This is a genomic window from Brevibacterium daeguense, assembly GCF_021729135.1.
Taxonomy (GTDB): domain Bacteria; phylum Actinomycetota; class Actinomycetes; order Actinomycetales; family Brevibacteriaceae; genus Brevibacterium; species Brevibacterium daeguense.
Map to the genome: position 1 here is coordinate 50,170 of NZ_JAJTWW010000017.1, position 17,057 is coordinate 67,226.

A 17,057-nucleotide genomic window follows, 5' to 3' on the forward strand; every position below is an offset into this window, starting at 1 on the left:
GCCGTGCACCGCTCTTCACCCGCCATCGACGCCCCGCCTTCCCGCGTCCCAGCGCCGTCGGGACGGCTTGGACAGCCAGATCAGTCCCGCGCTCGCCGCCGCGGAGACGAGCCCGAGCACGAAGACCGTGACGAAGCCGCCCGCCTGCGGGATCTCGGTGCCGCCGACCTCGATGCTGGAGGCGGCCAGCACCATTCCCGTCACGGTGGCGCCGGAGCTGGTGCCGATGCTGCGCATCAGCGCGTTGACGCCGTTGGCGGAGCCGGTCGCATCAAGCGGGACCTCCGCCATGACGAGCGTGGGAATGGCGGCATAGCCGATCGCCACGCCCGCGAGCAGCACCGAGCTGGACAGGATGAGGTGCCAGACCTGGTCGTGCCAGATGATGGTGAAGGCGTACGCGGCGGCGGAGGTCAGCGCTCCGACGCAGGTCGCCACCCGACCCCCGTACCTGGTGGTCAGGCGGGCGGCGAGCGGGGCAGCCGCCATCATGGCCAGGGCGCTGGGCACCAGGGCGAGGCTGGCGGTGATCATGCTCAGGCCCAGACCCGCCTGAGTCCCGGTGGGCAGCTCCAGGATCTGCAGGAATGCCACCTCGGAGATGAAGAAGGAGAACCCGAGGGCCACCGTGCCCAGGTTCACCAGGAGCAGCGGTCGCCGGGACAGCAGACGCAGGTCGACCATGGGCTCGTCGATCCGCAGCTGGTAGAGGCCCCACAGGGCGAGGACCGCCGCCCCGCCGAACGAGGTGCCCAGGGTCAGCGGGGAGGTCCATCCCCAGACCGGGCCCTGCGAGATCGGGATCAGGATCCCGCTCAGACCCACCGCCAGACCGATGGCGCCGGGGATGTCGAGGCGCTGGCGACTGTCGCGGCTGCGGGGCACGACCAGCCAGATGAGGGCGAAGTTCAGCACTCCCAGCACCGCCGAGGACCAGAAGAGGAGCTTCCAGTCGCCCACCTGCACGATCCACGCGCTGAGCGGCAGCCCGATCGCGCCGCCGAATCCCAGGCTGGCGCTGATGAAGGCGATCCCGGTGACCCGCTGCCGGGGGTCCGGCTGGTCGCCGAGGATCGAGATGCCCACGGCGATGATGCCCATGCTCGCGCCTTGGAGAGCACGCCCGACCAGCAGCCAGCCCAGCCCCTGGGAGAGCGCGGCGATCAGGGAGCCGGCGAGCAGCAGACCCATGAGGGCGAGCGCGACCTTGCGCTTGCCGATGATGTCACCCAGGCGCCCGGAGATCGGGGTGGTGACGGCCGCCGCGAGCAGTGCGACGGTGAGGACCCATGCGGTGGAGCTGCGCGAGGCGTCGACAAGCACCGGCAGGTGATTCTGGATGGGCACCACCAGGGTCTGCATGAACGACACGCTGGTCCCGGCGAATCCGAGCACGGCCACGAGCGCCCATGGGCTGCGCACCCTGCCCGCGGCGTCACGGAACATGGTGGGCACTCGTCGTCGGGTTCACCGTTCTCCTCGTTCAAGCACCGATGCTTCGCTTCGTACCCTATCCGGCGGAAGCGAGCGGTCGCGGTGATGCTCGTCTTTCCGTGCTTGACCCTCACGCGACGTCAGGGACGACTGTGGACGCGTGAGCAATACTGAGCAGATGAGCAGAGAGCGCGATCCCGCTCCCGAGGCGGACGCCGGCTTGACCGTGGGCCGTACCGCCGAACTCGTGGGAGTGAGCGTGCGGACGTTGCACCATTGGGACGAGATCGCCCTGGTGCAGCCGTCCGAGCGGACATGGGCCGGCTACCGGCTCTATTCCGGCGCCGACATCGCGCGGCTGCAGCAGGTGCTGGTGTACCGGGAGATCGGCATGCCCCTGGCACAGATCGCCGAGGTGCTCGACGACCCGACCGCGGACGTCGCCGACCACCTCGGCCGGCAGCGCGAACTGCTCATCTCTCGGATCGCTCGCCTGCAGGAACTGGTCTCTGCAGTCAACCGCATGATGGAGGCGAAAGAGATGAACGAAGAGCTGACACCCGAGGAGCAGGCACGCAGCTTCGGCTCCGAGTGGCACGATCCCTACCACGAGGAGGCGAAGGACCGCTACGGGCACACGGAGGAATGGGCCCGGTCCCAGGAGCGCGCGAAGCAGCTGTCCCCGGCAGAATGGGACCAGGCCAAGCGCGACCTCGAGGCGCTCGAGGCGGCACTCGCCGAGGCCAAACGGGGCGGCGTCCAGCCCGGCACCGAGGCGGCGAATCGGCTGGCCGAGCAGCACCGGGCCGCGATCGGCCGCTGGTTCGAGGTGAGCCGCTCCAAGCAGGTGCTCATGGCACGCAACTATGTCGACGATCCTCGCTTCACCGCGCACTACGACGACCGGGAGGCGGGCCTGGCCACGTGGCTCAAGGCGATCATCGACGCGAACGCCGAGGCGCATGGGGTCGACCCGGCGCGCGCGGAATGGGAGTGAGCGGGAGTGGGCGTGGTCAGGCCCGCTAGGCCGAGGGCTCGGCGGTCCCGCTGGGTGCCCGGTCGTCGGCGAGCAGGGCCGAGGCGATGGTGCGGGCCTTGACGAGCGTCTCCTCGTACTCCTCCTCCGGATCGGACAGCGCCGTGATCGCTCCGCCGACCCCGAAGGTCGCCCGATCCTCGGTGACGACGGCGGTCCGGATCACGACGCTGAGCTCGAGCGCGCCGCTCAGCGAGATCCAGCCGAGCGCCCCCGAGTAGACGCCGCGGGGACCGTCCTCCAGGTCGTCGATGATCCGCAGCGTCCGCCGCTTGGGTGCTCCCGTCATGGAGCCGCCGGGGAAGGCGGCGCGGATCGCGTCGAATCCGGTGCGCTGCGGCCGGAGGCGGCCGCGGACGGTGCTGATGAGCTGGTGCACGGAGGGGAATGACTCGACGTGGAAGAGGGCGGGAACGTGCACCGACCCGTGTTCGCACACTCGGCTGAGATCATTGCGTGCGAGGTCGACGATCATGAGGTTCTCGGCGCGGTCCTTCTCGCTGCTGGTCAGCTCGGCCATGAGCTCCGCGTCCTGGACGCCCGTCAGTCCCCGCGGTCGAGTGCCCTTGATCGGGCGGGTCTCCACCCAGCCGTCGGCGTCGACGCGCAGGAAGCATTCGGGGGAGGCGCTGAGCACCGAGAAGCTGCCGCACCTCAGGAGAGCACCGTAGGGGACACGGGCCGCTGCGCGGAGGCGCAGGTAGGTGGGCAGCGGAGACAGGCCCTGTGGGAATTCGAGCATGTTCGTCAGGCAGACCTCGTAGGTCTCGCCCGCACGGATCAGCTCCTGGCAGCGGCGGATCAGGTCCAGGTAGTGCTGCTTGTCGTGGCGGGCGAGGAAGCTGGTCTCGATCGTGGCGGTGTCGGGAAGGGGTGCCGAGGCGGCGGCGTCCAGGGCCTGGCCGGCGGAGCCCGGTGCGGGAGAGGTCAGCACCGCGGGAGAAGTCAGCGCCGCGGCGGCGAGCAGCGCCTGCTCGGTGTCGTCCATCCACACCTGCGAGGCGCTGCTGACCGGATGGCCGGGGTCGGTGCTGCGCAAAGCCAGGAGCAGGCAGCGCCCGTCACGGTGATCGAACACGATGGCGCGCTCGGCGAAGACCAGCCGGCAGTCGGGCGGCTCGGACGGATCCGGGTCGGGGACGCCCTCGGTGTCGGCCTTGAGGCCGTACCCCAGGTATCCCACGTAGCCCAGGTGGAAGTCGATCGGCTGGTCGGGCGGAGTCATGCGCTGGAATGGCGCGAGCTCGCGCTCCATGACCTCGAGGATGTCGCCGTCGCACACCCGGGTGGCTCCGGCAGCGGAGGTGCGCAGAGTCGTTCCGCTGCCCGCACGGTAGGTCAGCACGTGGGAGAGCACTCCCTCGCAGGAGCCCATCACGCTCATCGTCGACCGCCGGCCCGGCTCCGGCAGGGAGGCGCCTTGCACATCGCTGCTGTCCAGCCAGAAGCTGGTGTCGTCGTGCTCGTACAGGACGGCGTAGGACTGCTCGGGAGCCACGGACGCGGGGAGCTCGCGCACGTCGATCCACCACTCGTGCGGCGCATCGGTCTGCGGGGGCCGGGCAGTCCGCTCCTCCGCGATCGGGTCCTCCGGGACCGGATGCTCCGGGACCCAGGCACCGCCCGAACCCGCCTCCACCGCAAGGAAGTTCGCCAGGATGCGATGGCCGGAGCGGCTCAGGACCGACTCCGGGTGGAACTGGACTCCCCAGTGCGGGCGCCTCGGGTGGCGCACCCCCATGATCACGCCGTCGGACGAGCGGGCCGTGACCTCGAGCTCGTCCGGCACCTCGGCGACCGCCAGCGAGTGGTACCGGACCGCGTCGAACTGTGCGGGCACGCCGGCGAACAGCTCGTCGCCGTAGTGATCGATCACCGCGACCCGACCGTGCACGGGTTCCGGCGCCGCCGCGACCACCGCGCCGGCCCTGGCCGCGATCAGCTGGTGGCCCAGGCACACGCCGAGCACTGGCACCTCGGCCTCCTCCAGCGCTCGCGAGCAGATCCCGACGTCCTCCGGCACGAGCGGGCTGCCCGGCCCCGGGGAGAGGATGACGTGGGAGAACCGATGCAGCTCGATGCTGCCGAAATCCGCGTCATTGGGCACCACGGTCGGGGGCCGACCGATCAGCTGCGCGACCATGTGCGCGAGGTTGTGGGTGAAGGAGTCGTAGTTGTCGACGATGAGGACCTCGCCGGGGCGTGGGCGGCTCACCCGGCCGCCTCTTTCCCGAGGCGATCGCGGTTCGTCATCATCGGGCCGCCGCTCCCGCCGGCAGTTCCGCCTTCCAGGTCCGCCAGCCACGCCGAGGCGGCCCGCTCCATCGCGAGCAGCCGCTCGCGGTACCGCCGGGCGCGGCCCTGAGCAGGCACCGGCTTGCCGTCCCAGGTGTGCACGACCCGGATCCCGTGCAGCGAGCTGAGGATCCACACCTCGTCCGCCGAGCGGATCTCGTCGACTCGAGCGTCGCACCGGGTGACCGGGATGCCGTCTGCCTGCACCGCCCGGGTGACGGCGGCTTCGGTGACGCTCGGCAGCCGCTCCTGCGTGGCGGCGACGCAGAGCGCGCCGGCGCGCCAGTGCACGATGCTGCTGAACGCGCCCTCCCGCACGAACCCGTCGCGGTCCACGAGAACGGCTTCGTCGGCGCCGGCCCGCTGCGCCTGGGCGCGCCAGTGGTGCTGCAGCGGGAAGTCGGGGCCTTTGAGCGTCGGAGCTGTGCGGGTGTCGGGTTCGGCGCAGGTCCACAGGGATGCGTCGGTGCGCAGCGCGTGCGGCTCGAAGGGACGCAGCTGGAAGGCCAGGGCCCCGTCATCGAAGGTGACGAGCGGGAAGAACCAGCCGGGCGCCTCGGGAACGCGGTCCGCTGTGCCCGCATGCTCCTCGGGAACGCGGTCCGCTGTGCCCGCATGCTCCTCGGAATCCCGCTCCGCCTCCACCGCCAGCAGCAGTTCGGCATACTCGGACCCGACCCGTCCCCGCTCCCAGCCGATCGCCGCGGCCATCCGCGAGATGTGCGCGTCGAGGGCGAGCACGCGACCTGCACGCACCAGGAAAGAATCATGCACCGCCACTGGCCCACCTCCGCCTTCTCATCGCCTCATAGTAGGGCCCCGAACCTCGTTCGAATCGCGGAGGATTCGCGTTCGGAAACGCGCTCGCCGGTGCTACTATGCATCTGCCCGTACACGAATCCGGCCTGAGCCGAACGGCGCACTGCCGCTGCCGTCCGCCTCAGCTCGCAGTCGCACATCTCTCGGATGTGCTCGCCAGGAGACGCCATGACTACTTCCCACTCCGGTCCGCACTCCGGATCAGCCCCAGCTGCGGACTCGGCGATCGAGAAGCGCGTGCTGAAGAAGATCACGCGCCGGCTCATCCCCTTCATCATCCTCATGTACTTCATCAACTACCTCGACCGGACGAACCTCGGGATCGCTGGTCCGGGCGGCATGAACGAGGACCTGGGCATGACCGCAACCCAGTTCGGATTCGCCGCCGGCATCTTCTTCTTCGGCTACCTGCTGCTCGAGGTGCCGTCGAACCTCGCGTTGCACCGATTCGGTGCTCGCCGGTGGCTGGCCCGGATCCTCATCAGCTGGGGTGCAGTCGCCTCACTCATGGCCTTCGTGCCCAGCCCGTTCTGGCTGTACGTGCTCCGGTTCCTGCTGGGCGTGGCCGAGGCCGGCTTCTTCCCCGGCATCATCCTCTACCTCACCTACTGGTTCCCCACCAGCACCCGGGCCCGCGCAACCGCGCTGTTCATGCTCGCGATCCCGCTGTCCAACGTCATCGGGGCGCCACTGTCCTCGTGGCTGATCGAGAGCGGCAACTCCGTCTTCGAGAACTTCGCCGGCTGGCGCTTCATGTTCCTCATCGAGGGCATCCCGGCGATCATCCTGGGCATCGTGTGCATCTTCTACCTCACCGACCGGCCGCGGGACGCCAAGTGGCTGGAGCCGGAGGAGCGGGAATGGCTGGCCCTGAAGATGGAGGCGGAGGAGGCCTCGACCGCCCAGACCTACCACTACCCGGTGAAGCGCTCCCTGCTGAACCCGCGCGTGTGGGCGCTCGCCTTCGTCTACTTCGGCGCCGTCTACGGGCTGTACGCGCTGAGCTTCTTCCTGCCGACCATCATCGCGGGCTTCCAGGAGACGTTCGGCGTCGAGTACACGCTGCTCGAGGTCGGCTTCATCACCGCGATCCCCTACGCGTTCGGCGCCTTCGCGATGTACTTCTGGTCCCGGCACGGTGACAAGACCGGTGAGCGCGTGTGGCACGTGGCCCTGCCGCTGTTCATCGGCGGCGCCGCCATCCCGGTCGCGCTGTACCTCAACTCCCCGTTCACCACGATGATCGCCGTGACGATCTGCGCGATGGCGATCTGTGCGACCCTGCCCACCTTCTGGCCCCTGCCGCAGGCGTTCCTCGCCGGAGCCGGAGCGGCTGCCGGGATCGCCCTGATCAACTCGCTGGGCAACTCCGCCGGCTTCTTCGCGCCCTATGTGACCGGCTGGCTGGCAGAGGCGACCGGCACGCAGAACGCGGGGATGTGGGTGGTGGGCGGCACCATGGTCGCCGCCGGAATCGTCACCCTCATCCTCAAGGCGGCACCGCGACCCGACGCCCCCGAGGCGGCGAGCGCCTCGGGCCGGGCTGTCGAGTGAGGCTCGGGGCGGACGCTTGAGCATCCGGATGGCTGATTGGGCTTCATGAGTGACTGATCGGCCCGCGTCCGTGCCCGTGTCCGCTCTCGCCGTGCTCTACCCGGCCATCGCCGAGGTGTCCCGCCGGGTGGGAGCGGACGCGGTCGGGCTGATCGATGTGGATGGTGTGGGCGGGTCGAATCTCGATGTCGACCGAGCGCTCGTCACCTACAGCACTGGTCTGTCCCTGGGGCATCCGTCCTCGCCGCTGCAGGTGTCCGCGACGGTGGTGGGAGACCAGCCGGTTCCGGCACGGGCGATTCCCGAGGTCGTCGCCAGGATCGAAATCGTTGTGGAGCAGTTGCGTGCGGCCATCGGTAAAGTTCCGGAGCACGGGCTGCCCGTGGTCATCACGACCTGGGCGCTCTCCCGGTGGACTCTCGAAGGGCGCCTGGGCTTCCTGCATCGCCTCGTGGATGCAGGGGCCGAACGGCCTGTGGCGTGGGTGTCGGTCGAGGGTGTCGGCGTCGCACCGGCAGTGCCGACGCTCGGTGATCGCCGCGCCTCGGGTCACAGCATCATCGGGCTGGCGGTGTTCGATCACCGCACTCTGCACGTCGAGGCGGTCGGCCGCTGCTGGTCGAAGGGCCGCTGGCTGATGTGGCTGGGCGGCGGGGACGCCGGCTGAACCGCGCCACGTTGATGGCTTCGGGCAGGACCGACAGAACGACATCAACGTCCTCGGCCGTCAAGGGGATGGTTCGACCTCTGCTTCCGGCCCGAACCTGTGAATCGTCTCGGCGTGATCTCACAGGGCACGGTGATCGGTCCACAGGTGGCCGACGGGCACCCACCGCGTGGGCTCGACGGGTCTGCAGCCTGATGAAGACCATGTCCGCAGGTGCCCGTAGAGTGCCGTTAAAGTGGTGGGTCTGTGTGACCGGCGATCGTCGGAAGCGGTGACTGGCGAGGTGGGTATGAGCGTAGCGAACGATTGGCAGCAGGCGGAGAGCGGACTCCGGACGCCGCCGCAGGACATGGAGGCCGAGCAGAGCGTGCTCGGCGGGATGCTCCTGTCCAAGGATGCGATCGCCGACGTCGTGGAGAACCTGCGCGGCGAGGACTTCTACAAGCCGGCGCACGAGACCATCTATGACTGCGTCCTCGACCTCTACGCCCGGGGCGAGCCCGCCGACGCCGTCACCGTCGCCAATGCGCTGTCCAAGTCCGGGGACCTCGCCCGGATCGGCGGCGCGGCGTACCTGCACACCTTGATCTCCTCGGTGCCCACCGCTGCCAACGCCGGGTTCTACGCGAACATCGTGCGCGAGCGGGCGCTGCTGCGCAAGCTCGTGGAGGCCGGCACGCGGATCGTGCAGATGGGCTACGACGCCCAGGGCGACACCGACGACCTGGTCAACCGCGCGCAGTCGGAGATCTACCAGGTCACCGAGCGCCGCGCGGCGGAGGACTATGTCCGGCTGTCGGAGATCATCGAGGACACGGCGGCGGAGATCGAACGCTCCGGCGAGCACGGCGGCGATACGACCGGTGTGCCCACCGGCTTCGTCGAGTTCGACGAGCTGACCAATGGCCTTCACCCGGGGCAGATGATCGTCATCGCGGCACGTCCCGGCGTGGGCAAGTCGACGCTGGCGCTGGACATGGTGCGTTCGGCGGCGATCGCGAGCGACCAGACCACCGTGATCTTCTCGCTGGAGATGGGTCGGCTGGAGCTGTCGATGCGCCTGCTGAGCGCGGAGTCGAGCATCAAGCTGCAGGACCTGCGCCGCGGCGAGCTGACCCCGCAGGACTGGACGACGCTGGCGGCGACGATGGCCCGGATCAACGAGGCGCCGCTGTTCATCGACGACTCCCCGAACATGGCGCTGACGGAGATCCGCGCCAAGTGCCGCCGGCTCAAGCAGCAGCACAACCTGCAGATGGTCGTCATCGACTACCTGCAGCTGATGAGCTCGGGCAAGCGGGTGGAGTCCCGTCAGCAGGAGGTCTCGGAGTTCTCGCGCTCGCTCAAGCTGCTGGCCAAGGAGCTCGAGGTGCCGGTGATCGCGCTCTCGCAGCTCAATCGCTCCTCCGAGCAGCGCACGGACAAGCGGCCGATGATCTCTGATCTGCGCGAATCCGGCTCGATCGAGCAGGACGCGGATATGGTGCTGCTGATCCACCGTGAGGACATGTACGACAAGGAGTCCCCGCACGCCGGTGAGGCCGACATCATCGTGGCCAAGCACCGCAACGGCCCGACCGGCGAGATCAAGGTCGCGTTCCAGGGTGCGCGGTCCCGGTTCGCGAACATGCCGCGGTAGAGGGCGCGCGTGTAGCGATGTCTACTACTTTGTTCAGAAACCGCGAAACATCTTTTTCCCGTCTTCAATATCTAAGCATTTGACCTGCGTCCTCGCGCGCCGGCAACGTTGCGGCGGGCTTCGCAGTGACGTCTCGTGCCATTACGACTGTGAGGTCTGGAGGGGCGATGGCAATGCCGTAAAACGTTAACAGTAACGTCTATTGCTTTGTTCGCGGCGTCCGACTATGGTGAGGTCACTGGAATCGATTCTCCACAGAGTAGTGAGGAACTGCGATGAGCCTGTCACCCTTGATGAACTCCGGCCTGTCCCCCGATCGGACCCATACTCACGGCAAGAGGGTGAGCACTCCTGTTGATGCGATCCATCCCCTAGATCCGTTGACTGAAGATGAGATCGAAAAAACTCGTGCGGTCCTCGTTGGTGCGGGTTACCTGACTGAGCATGTCCGCGTCGCTGCTTTACTGCCTCTCGATCCTCCGAAGGAAGCAGTCGCACGATGGCGTCATGGTGACCGAACTGACCGCCGTGCCCTTGTCACTCTGCTCGATCGGACCTCCGGAAACGCTGCCGAGGCCATAGTGGGCATCAGTCGTTCCAAGGTTGAGGATTACAAGGTACTTCCTACCCGAGAAGAACCATACGGCCAGCCTCAGATCCTCGAAGAGGAGTACATGGGGATGGACGAGATAGTCAAGGCGTCTCCCGATTGGCGCGCCGCAATGAAGCGACGCGGGCTAGAGGATTACATTGACACGTGTTATTGCACGCCGCTGGCGCCCGGGTTCTTCCCGGGGCGGGAGGATGAAGTCGGGCATCGTGTGGTTCGCTCGCTTACCTACTTGATCCCCAATCCTGGAGATAATCCCTGGGCTCATCCGGTCGAGGGTTTGATTGTCCTTGTGAACCTTATTGACCAAAGAGTTGTCAGAGTCGAGGACCGGGGGAACGTCCCTGTTCCGACTCAGCACGGTAACTACGGATTGGAAGTACGTGGCCCGGCCCGCTCGTCGTTGAAACCGATTGAGATCACCCAACCCGACGGTCCCAGCTTCGCCGTGGAAGGGAATCAGGTCCAGTGGGAGAACTGGAAACTTCATATTGGGTTCAACGCCAAAGAGGGATTAGTGCTCAATCAGGTCAGTTTCCGGGACGGGGACGAGGACCGTCCGGTCCTCACTCGCGCAAGCATCCCGGAAATGATCGTTCCCTACGGGGATACTCATCATACGCGTTATTGGATTAGCTATTTCGACGCTGGTGAGTATTTGCTCGGGCAGAATGCCAACTCTTTGGCCTTAGGCTGCGATTGCTTAGGCGTCATCCACTATTTCGACGCATTCGTCGCCGATGGTTCCTGTAAAGCCCGAAAGATCCCGCAAGCTGTCTGTATGCATGAGGAGGACTACGGGATCCAATGGAGACACACCGACCATCATGGTCGTCCTGATGTGCGCCGTAGTCGCCGCCTCGTGGTGAGCTACTTCGCGACCGTCGGTAATTACGATTACGGATTTTTCTGGTACTTCTACCTCGACGGGTCGATCCAATTTGAAGCGAAGGCCACAGGCATCGTTTTCGCCGGCGCCAACCATCCCGGTGCTGAAGATCCTCATGGCACGGAGGTTGCACCCGGGGTGTTCACGCCAGTTCACCAGCACATCTTTAGTGCACGCCTCGACGTGGCGATCGACGGAGAAGACAACACCGTGCACGAGATCGAGATGCGACAAATCCCGACAGGGCACGAAAACCCGTTCGGCAATGCTTTCACCTGGGATGACACCCAGCTCAAGACAGAGTCCGAAGCGCAACGCCTCGCCAACAACGAGATGAATCGAGTGTGGTCCGTACGAAGCGCTCACCGCAAGAACTACGTCGGCAAACCCACTGGATACTGGCTGATTCCTGAGGGAAAGGCGACGTTGCTGGCGCAGCCCGATTCGACGGCGTATGCCAGGGCGAATTTTGCGACGAAGCATCTCTGGGCTACTCAATACACCGCGGGTGAGCTGTATCCTGCAGGCGACTACCCTAACCAGCACGCGGGCTGGGACGGCTTACCTAAGTGGACAGAGGCTGATCGAAGTCTCAATGGCACGGATATAGTCTTGTGGCACAGCTTTGGTTTCACGCACATTCCGCGAACTGAGGACTGGCCGGTGATGCCAGTCGACTATTCTGGCTTCTGGTTCAAGCCACATAGCTTCCTCGATCAGAATCCCACTTTGGACCTCCCGTCTGGAGGGGACTCCTCGCGCGCGAAGCAGGACGGCGATACCTGCTGCTCTATGTAATAAGAGGGGGCGGGGCGCGAGGGTCTTTAAATGAATACTCTGGCCGGTACGATTATGGTCGCGGCCGCCGGGGCCTGTTTCAGCGGTTCACTAGTTGGACGGCGGCCGCTACCAGTTCTCGCAGCATCTTTAATGTTTGCCGGGATGATCGATCTCGCCTTTCTCGCGGCGTTGTCGCCGGTTTGGTGGATGTTCCTGCTGATTCTTGGCGGACTACTTCTCAGTGTTGATCTGCGAATGCCTCAGAACCAGTGCACGGAAGTCATCACAGGGAGGAATGATCTGGTCCTCCCGTGCAGACCGCTAAGGCGTGACGGCGCGCTTCGCCGTCCGGTCATGGTCTCTGTAGCTCTCGCTTATCCGGCGATGGCGTGGCTAGCCTTATCCCACGATCACGGGACACACGGCTCAACGGGTGGAAGTGCCGAATTCCACGCAGGGTCTCATAGTCAACACGGCACGGATTTGCTAATGCTTGTGCTGCCACTCGGAACGATCCTCCTGATAACTTCTCTTGCTGTGCTGGCGTGCGTCTCCCTGTGGCGCTGTCGCTTGCTGCTTTCCGTTGAGGCCGGGGCGATGTCCGCGATGCTCGTCGTTATGCTCTTCACGATTGTGGAGGTGTGATCCACTTCGCTGAAGACTGAGCCGGTTACGAGAAAGCAGAAGTCGCCCCGATATGCTTGCCCCATGGGCGCACCGCGGCGAGACGAAATGGGAATGGTATCGGATCGGGCGCTCGAAATGATGATGCAGGTGGCTGTGCCGCAGTCTCTCGACTCTTTGAGCCGAGCTGAGATGATCATGCGACGCTTCCAAGCGGCGATCAGCGTCGGAGTACTCAACGTCGGGGACCGTTTGCCTCCGGAGTCCACCCTTTCGGAGCACCTCGGCGTGTCTCCGCTCACCCTGCGCCACGGCCTACATATGTTGCGCGACAAAGGTTTGGTCGACACGCGTCGAGGACGAGGCGGGGGAAGCATTATCAGCGGTCAGGTCGAAATTCTCGACGAGGATATCGATGAGCGCCTGGGCTGTATCAGCACCGATGACCTCAAGGACCTTTTCGACGTTGCCGCTACTATCGCACGCGGGGCGGCGCGACTTGGTGCAATGCGTGCCGACGAGCAAGACGTGAGCTGGATGCGGTCCCGGAACGCACAGTTCCTCTCCGAGGTAGACAGCCCGGGACTGCGCCGAGCCGACGGTCGCTTCCACATCAGCCTCGGCGTCGCCGCTCAGTCACGGCAGATCACTTCTCTCCTCGTGCGCATACAGACGGACGTCGCCCCGATATCCTGGCACTCTGAAGAGATATCGTCCCGCAAACTCGAAGCATATGAGGAACATGAGGCCATAATTGCCGCGATTGCCGCAGGTGACGTTGAGTTAGCGGACTCGTTGGGTGCGGTGCATTTCGAGTCGGAGCAAATCCTTGCCGTCGAGCGCCACCTGAAACTCGTGACAAACGAAACGAGGACACCGTGAGCAAAGCACTCGAGTCTGCCCTCCTTGAGAGCTCGGAGACGATAGCGCAGTACTTGGATGCCGTCTTTCAGTCATTAGACGAGTTGCGTCGGGCTGCTTCTCCTTTGTTGGCCTCGTCCATGGTCAAACATGACAGTCTGGACGAGCTTGAGCCTTTAGTCCGGTCCATTATTGAGCAACACGACGGACTCGTTATCAGCGCTGGAGTGGCAGTGGCACCGGGCGTCCTAGTTGATGCACCAGCATGGATGCAATCCTGGCATTGGACTGGTTCAAAGCTGGGCTTCACTCGCCATGATCTGAATCCAGATTCGATCAACTTCTACGACTACATCGACATGGCTTGGTTCAAGACTCCAGCGGAGCAGGGACGGCCAGTCGTTGCCGGCCCATACATGGACTTTGGTGCCACAGACGCGCGCATCATTACCGCCAGTATGCCTACCGCGAGTCGGAACTCCACCGTCAGTGTTGTTGCCGCTGATCTGTCGCTTGAAAGGTTGGAATACCTGCTGCTGACTTCTCTCGGACCCCTTGAGCCGGCCATCGCACTCCTGAGCAAGACCGGAAAGGTCATTGCCACCAACTCGGCGAAGGTTGCTGTCACTGGGGAGCTGCCCAAACCCTGGCAGTTCACAGTTCTCATCCCAACCACCGCCATTGACTCGAGCTGGCGCCTCATAGCAGCGGATTGAGTCCGGGCAGTAGAACTCGGTTCGGGAGCCTCAGTCTTTAAACCGTTAACAGTAACGCCTATTGCAAATGACGCGACAGGGGAATAGCCTGACTTCACCGCATCCTCAAAGAGGAGCATGCGGGGGACCCTATTAGCTACGGATGTGGCCCAAATGACGACTCAAACCGAAGTTCATCTCAAGAAAACTCTCGGCCTGCCATCGATTGTGCTTTTCGGTCTTGCGTACATGGGGCCGCTAATCATGATCGGCATGTTCGGCGTGATCGCAGCAGCGAGCGATGGCGCTGCGGCGGGCGCAATGTTTCTAGCTACCGTCGCTGTCCTCTTCACCGCACTCAGTTATGCACGTATGGCCCGCCACTTTCCCGCCTCAGGCTCTGGCTACACGTATGTCCGCAAGACTGTCGGGCCCCGCTCCGGCTTCATGACTGGCTGGGTGCTCTTACTGGACTATGTATTCATTCCGCTTGTGATCTGGTTGGTCGGCGCTGAGTATCTCTACGCCCAGTTTCCTGATATCCCTCGCGCCGTCTGGCTGATAATTTTCATCGCAGCCACCACCGCAATCAACATCATCGGCATCAAGGTGGCCGACAGGGCCAACATGGTCGTGATTTCCTTCCAGGTTGTGATTCTCGCGCTCTACTTCATTCTTTCGATCAACCACATCGTCCAGGAGGGTGGCGCTGGAGCATTTCTGACGATGGAGCCGTTCATAGGAGTGCATCAGGAAATCGGGCCGATCGCCAGCGGTGCGGCAATAGCGGCCTACGTTTTCCTTGGTTACGACGCTGTAACCACTTTGGCCGAGGAGACAAAGAACGCGCAGCGAACTATACCTCTTGGCCTTGTGCTCGTCGCACTTTTTGGTGGTGTGATTTTTGTGATCACCGCATTCTTGATGGGAATAATTCTGCCCGCCGGATCCGAGTATGCAGAGGCGGCTGGGTCAGAAGTGGCTCTGACGATCGGCGGCCATGTCTTCGCAGCCTTCTTCCTCACCGCACTGGTGGCGCAACAGTTCAACGCCGGCATCGCCGCTCAGGCAAGCTCAGCTCGACTGCTTTATGCGATGGGACGGGACGGCGTATTCCCTAAGAGTTTCTTTGGACGTCTGTCGCCACGGTTCCTGACTCCAGTCAACAACATCCTATTCTGTGGTGGCATTGGACTCATAGCAATCTTTCTGTCGCTCAGCACGTCGACGTCTTTCATCAATTTTGGCGCCTTCGTCGGTTTCACAATGGTGAACGTTGCCGTTATCGCCTACTTCATCCGTAATCGATCACAGGAGCGGCTCAACCCGGCCGTCTACGTTGTACTCCCTGCGATCGGCGCAGTTATTGATATCTACCTGCTGCTCAATCTCGATGGCCTCGCAAAGCTAGTGGGAGGCTCATGGATGGTCTTGGGCTTCATCTACTTGATTGTCCTGACAAGAGGATTCACGCGTCCGACCCCTGAGCTCAGCGCCAACGCGCTCGAAGCCGCCGACCCCGACGCCGTGAAGTCGGCGAAAATCGATATGCGAGCAGGCGATGCTAACGCCTAGCGTTTGCGACGGCATCTCTTGGAGCTCATCTCTCGCCATTCAAACTTCAACGAATAGTCTAGCTAATTCGTTCCAAAGGAGGGTAATCCTGTGTTAGCAACAACGAAGTCATTCTGTTCATGGATCGACGGCGAGAAGCGCTCATCCGATCGCACTTATCCAGTCATTAATCCTGCGTCGAATGAACGAATCGGCGAAATTCAATCTGCGGCTACTGCGGACGTCGAAATAGCAATTGGAGCCGCTCGTCGCGCCTTCGAAAAATTTCGCCGAACAGCACCAGGAGTACGTGCGGATTGGTGCTACTCCGCGGCCTCACAAGTTCTCGCCCACGAAGAAAGGCTTGCAACGGCCCTTTCTGAGGAACACGGCAAACCCTTTTCTGATGCATTAGCTGAAGTCCGCTCAGCGGCGAGCGGGTTTCGAGTCGCAGCGGAGACGCTTATGGGCGATCCAGGAGAGACACCGCGGTTGCGGGATCCCAACAAGCGGATCAGCGTCACCCGGGAACCGATCGGCGTGTGGGCAGTCATAACCCCTTGGAACTTTCCGCTCAACATTCCTGTCGAGTATCTCGGACCCGCCTTGTCGACTGGAAACGCTGTCGTATGGAAACCTGCTCCGACAACCGCGAGAGTAGCTGCGATATTTCATGAGGTACTACGTGGGTCTGATCTGCCAGAGCAATTACTGCAACTCATTCTCACTGATGAACTCGCTGTAGCTCAACACCTAACCACTCATCCCGGGATTGACGCAGTTGGCTTTACTGGAGGTTCGCAGGCCGGACGCGCGATTGAGCAGGCCTGCTGGGATAAGCATCTGGTGCTTGAGCTTGGTGGTAATACTTCAGTGCTCGTGTTCGATGACGCTGATCTTGACAGAGCTGCAGCGGCGATCGCTTCCGCCGGTTTCTGGAACGGTGGTCAAGTCTGTAGCGCGGCCGGTCGAGTTCTCGCTGCAGACTCCATTGCCGACCAACTCGCTGATCGGATCGGAAAACACGCGGACGAGCTAGTAATCGGAGATCCTGCCGATTCGACCTCAAATCTCGGCCCGCTCCATCTTCCGGAAGGCCTCAGACGCGTTCAGGGGCTAGTCGATGAAGCTCTTTCACAGGGGGCTCACAAAGTTGCTGGTGGCAAGAGTCTTGAGCGTAGCGGCAACTATTTCATGCCGACGGTGCTGGCTGATGTACAACCCGCAGCCGACATCCATACTGAGGAAACGTTTGGTCCCGTCGTGCCGATCACTCGTTGTTCTAGCGACGAGGAACTCGTCGCCGCCGCCAAAGAAGGTGAGTACGGCTTGGTCGCCGCGGTTTTCACAGAGAGTCTTAGCCGTGCCTACCAGGTAGCCGAGCAGTTGCCGGCAGGGCTCGTGGTGGTCAACGACTCAAGCAACTACTGGGAGCTCAACATTGCGTTTGGAGGTGCGCCAGGGCGCAGATCGGGTCGGGGCCGTCTTGGAGGACGCTTCGCCCTCAACGAGTTCACTATCGCGAAATCCGTCGTACTGGATATTTCGTAGGGAAACGCTCTAGCCTCGATCTTTCATGGGTCGGGGCTGGTGAGGTGGT

13 protein-coding genes are annotated in these 17,057 nt (G+C 63.7%); 10 read left to right on the forward strand and 3 right to left on the reverse strand.

What is annotated here, in order from left to right; all coding sequences use genetic code 11:
- Window positions 1–15: 15 nt before the first annotated feature.
- Window positions 16–1,446 carry an MFS transporter gene (locus LXN01_RS13115; RefSeq protein ID WP_236865854.1) on the reverse strand — a complete coding sequence of 477 codons (1,431 nt, stop codon included), beginning with the start codon at window positions 1,444–1,446 and terminating at the stop codon, window positions 16–18.
- A gap of 166 nt (window positions 1,447–1,612) precedes the next feature.
- Here LXN01_RS13115 and LXN01_RS13120 point away from each other — a divergent pair, with 166 nt between their 5' ends.
- Window positions 1,613–2,431: a MerR family transcriptional regulator gene (locus tag LXN01_RS13120; protein WP_236865855.1), complete on the forward strand. Its 819-nt coding sequence runs from the start codon at window positions 1,613–1,615 to the stop codon at window positions 2,429–2,431.
- Between the two features lie 25 nt (window positions 2,432–2,456).
- Here the strand turns inward: LXN01_RS13120 and pabB are convergent, their stop codons facing one another.
- Both pabB and LXN01_RS13130 read right to left on the reverse strand, forming a co-directional pair.
- On the reverse strand, window positions 2,457–4,685 hold the full coding sequence (gene pabB, locus LXN01_RS16420) for an aminodeoxychorismate synthase component I (protein ID WP_236865856.1): 2,229 nt from the start codon (window positions 4,683–4,685) through the stop codon (window positions 2,457–2,459).
- A complete protein-coding gene (locus LXN01_RS13130; protein WP_236865857.1) occupies window positions 4,682–5,539 on the reverse strand; it encodes an aminotransferase class IV in 858 nt (285 codons plus the stop codon). The genes pabB and LXN01_RS13130 overlap by 4 nt, the downstream gene beginning before the upstream one ends.
- Before the next feature lie 213 nt (window positions 5,540–5,752).
- Between LXN01_RS13130 and LXN01_RS13135 the strand changes: the two genes are divergently transcribed.
- From LXN01_RS13135 to LXN01_RS13175, 9 genes are all read left to right on the forward strand, one after another.
- Window positions 5,753–7,138, forward strand: coding sequence for an MFS transporter (locus LXN01_RS13135; protein ID WP_236865858.1), 1,386 nt, complete (start codon window positions 5,753–5,755; stop codon window positions 7,136–7,138).
- Between the two features lie 49 nt (window positions 7,139–7,187).
- A complete protein-coding gene (locus LXN01_RS16425; RefSeq protein ID WP_236865859.1) occupies window positions 7,188–7,805 on the forward strand; it encodes a DUF2332 family protein in 618 nt (205 codons plus the stop codon).
- Between the two features lie 289 nt (window positions 7,806–8,094).
- Complete coding sequence (gene dnaB, locus LXN01_RS13145; protein ID WP_236865860.1) at window positions 8,095–9,444, forward strand: replicative DNA helicase; 1,350 nt, start codon at window positions 8,095–8,097, stop codon at window positions 9,442–9,444.
- 275 nt (window positions 9,445–9,719) lie between these two features.
- The gene (locus LXN01_RS13150) at window positions 9,720–11,741 is read left to right on the forward strand and encodes a primary-amine oxidase (protein ID WP_236865861.1); all 2,022 of its coding nucleotides are present in this window, start codon (window positions 9,720–9,722) and stop codon (window positions 11,739–11,741) included.
- 30 nt (window positions 11,742–11,771) lie between these two features.
- Complete coding sequence (locus LXN01_RS13155) at window positions 11,772–12,368, forward strand: hypothetical protein (protein WP_236865862.1); 597 nt, start codon at window positions 11,772–11,774, stop codon at window positions 12,366–12,368.
- Between the two features lie 63 nt (window positions 12,369–12,431).
- Window positions 12,432–13,229, forward strand: a complete 798-nt coding sequence (locus LXN01_RS13160; RefSeq protein WP_236865863.1) for a FadR/GntR family transcriptional regulator — start codon at window positions 12,432–12,434, stop codon at window positions 13,227–13,229.
- Complete coding sequence (locus tag LXN01_RS13165) at window positions 13,226–13,924, forward strand: cache domain-containing protein (protein ID WP_236865864.1); 699 nt, start codon at window positions 13,226–13,228, stop codon at window positions 13,922–13,924. The genes LXN01_RS13160 and LXN01_RS13165 overlap by 4 nt, the downstream gene beginning before the upstream one ends.
- Window positions 13,925–14,077: 153 nt before the next feature.
- Window positions 14,078–15,478 carry an APC family permease gene (locus LXN01_RS13170; RefSeq protein ID WP_236865865.1) on the forward strand — a complete coding sequence of 467 codons (1,401 nt, stop codon included), beginning with the start codon at window positions 14,078–14,080 and terminating at the stop codon, window positions 15,476–15,478.
- 90 nt (window positions 15,479–15,568) lie between these two features.
- Window positions 15,569–17,008, forward strand: a complete 1,440-nt coding sequence (locus tag LXN01_RS13175) for an aldehyde dehydrogenase family protein (protein ID WP_236865866.1) — start codon at window positions 15,569–15,571, stop codon at window positions 17,006–17,008.
- Window positions 17,009–17,057 lie beyond the last annotated feature (49 nt).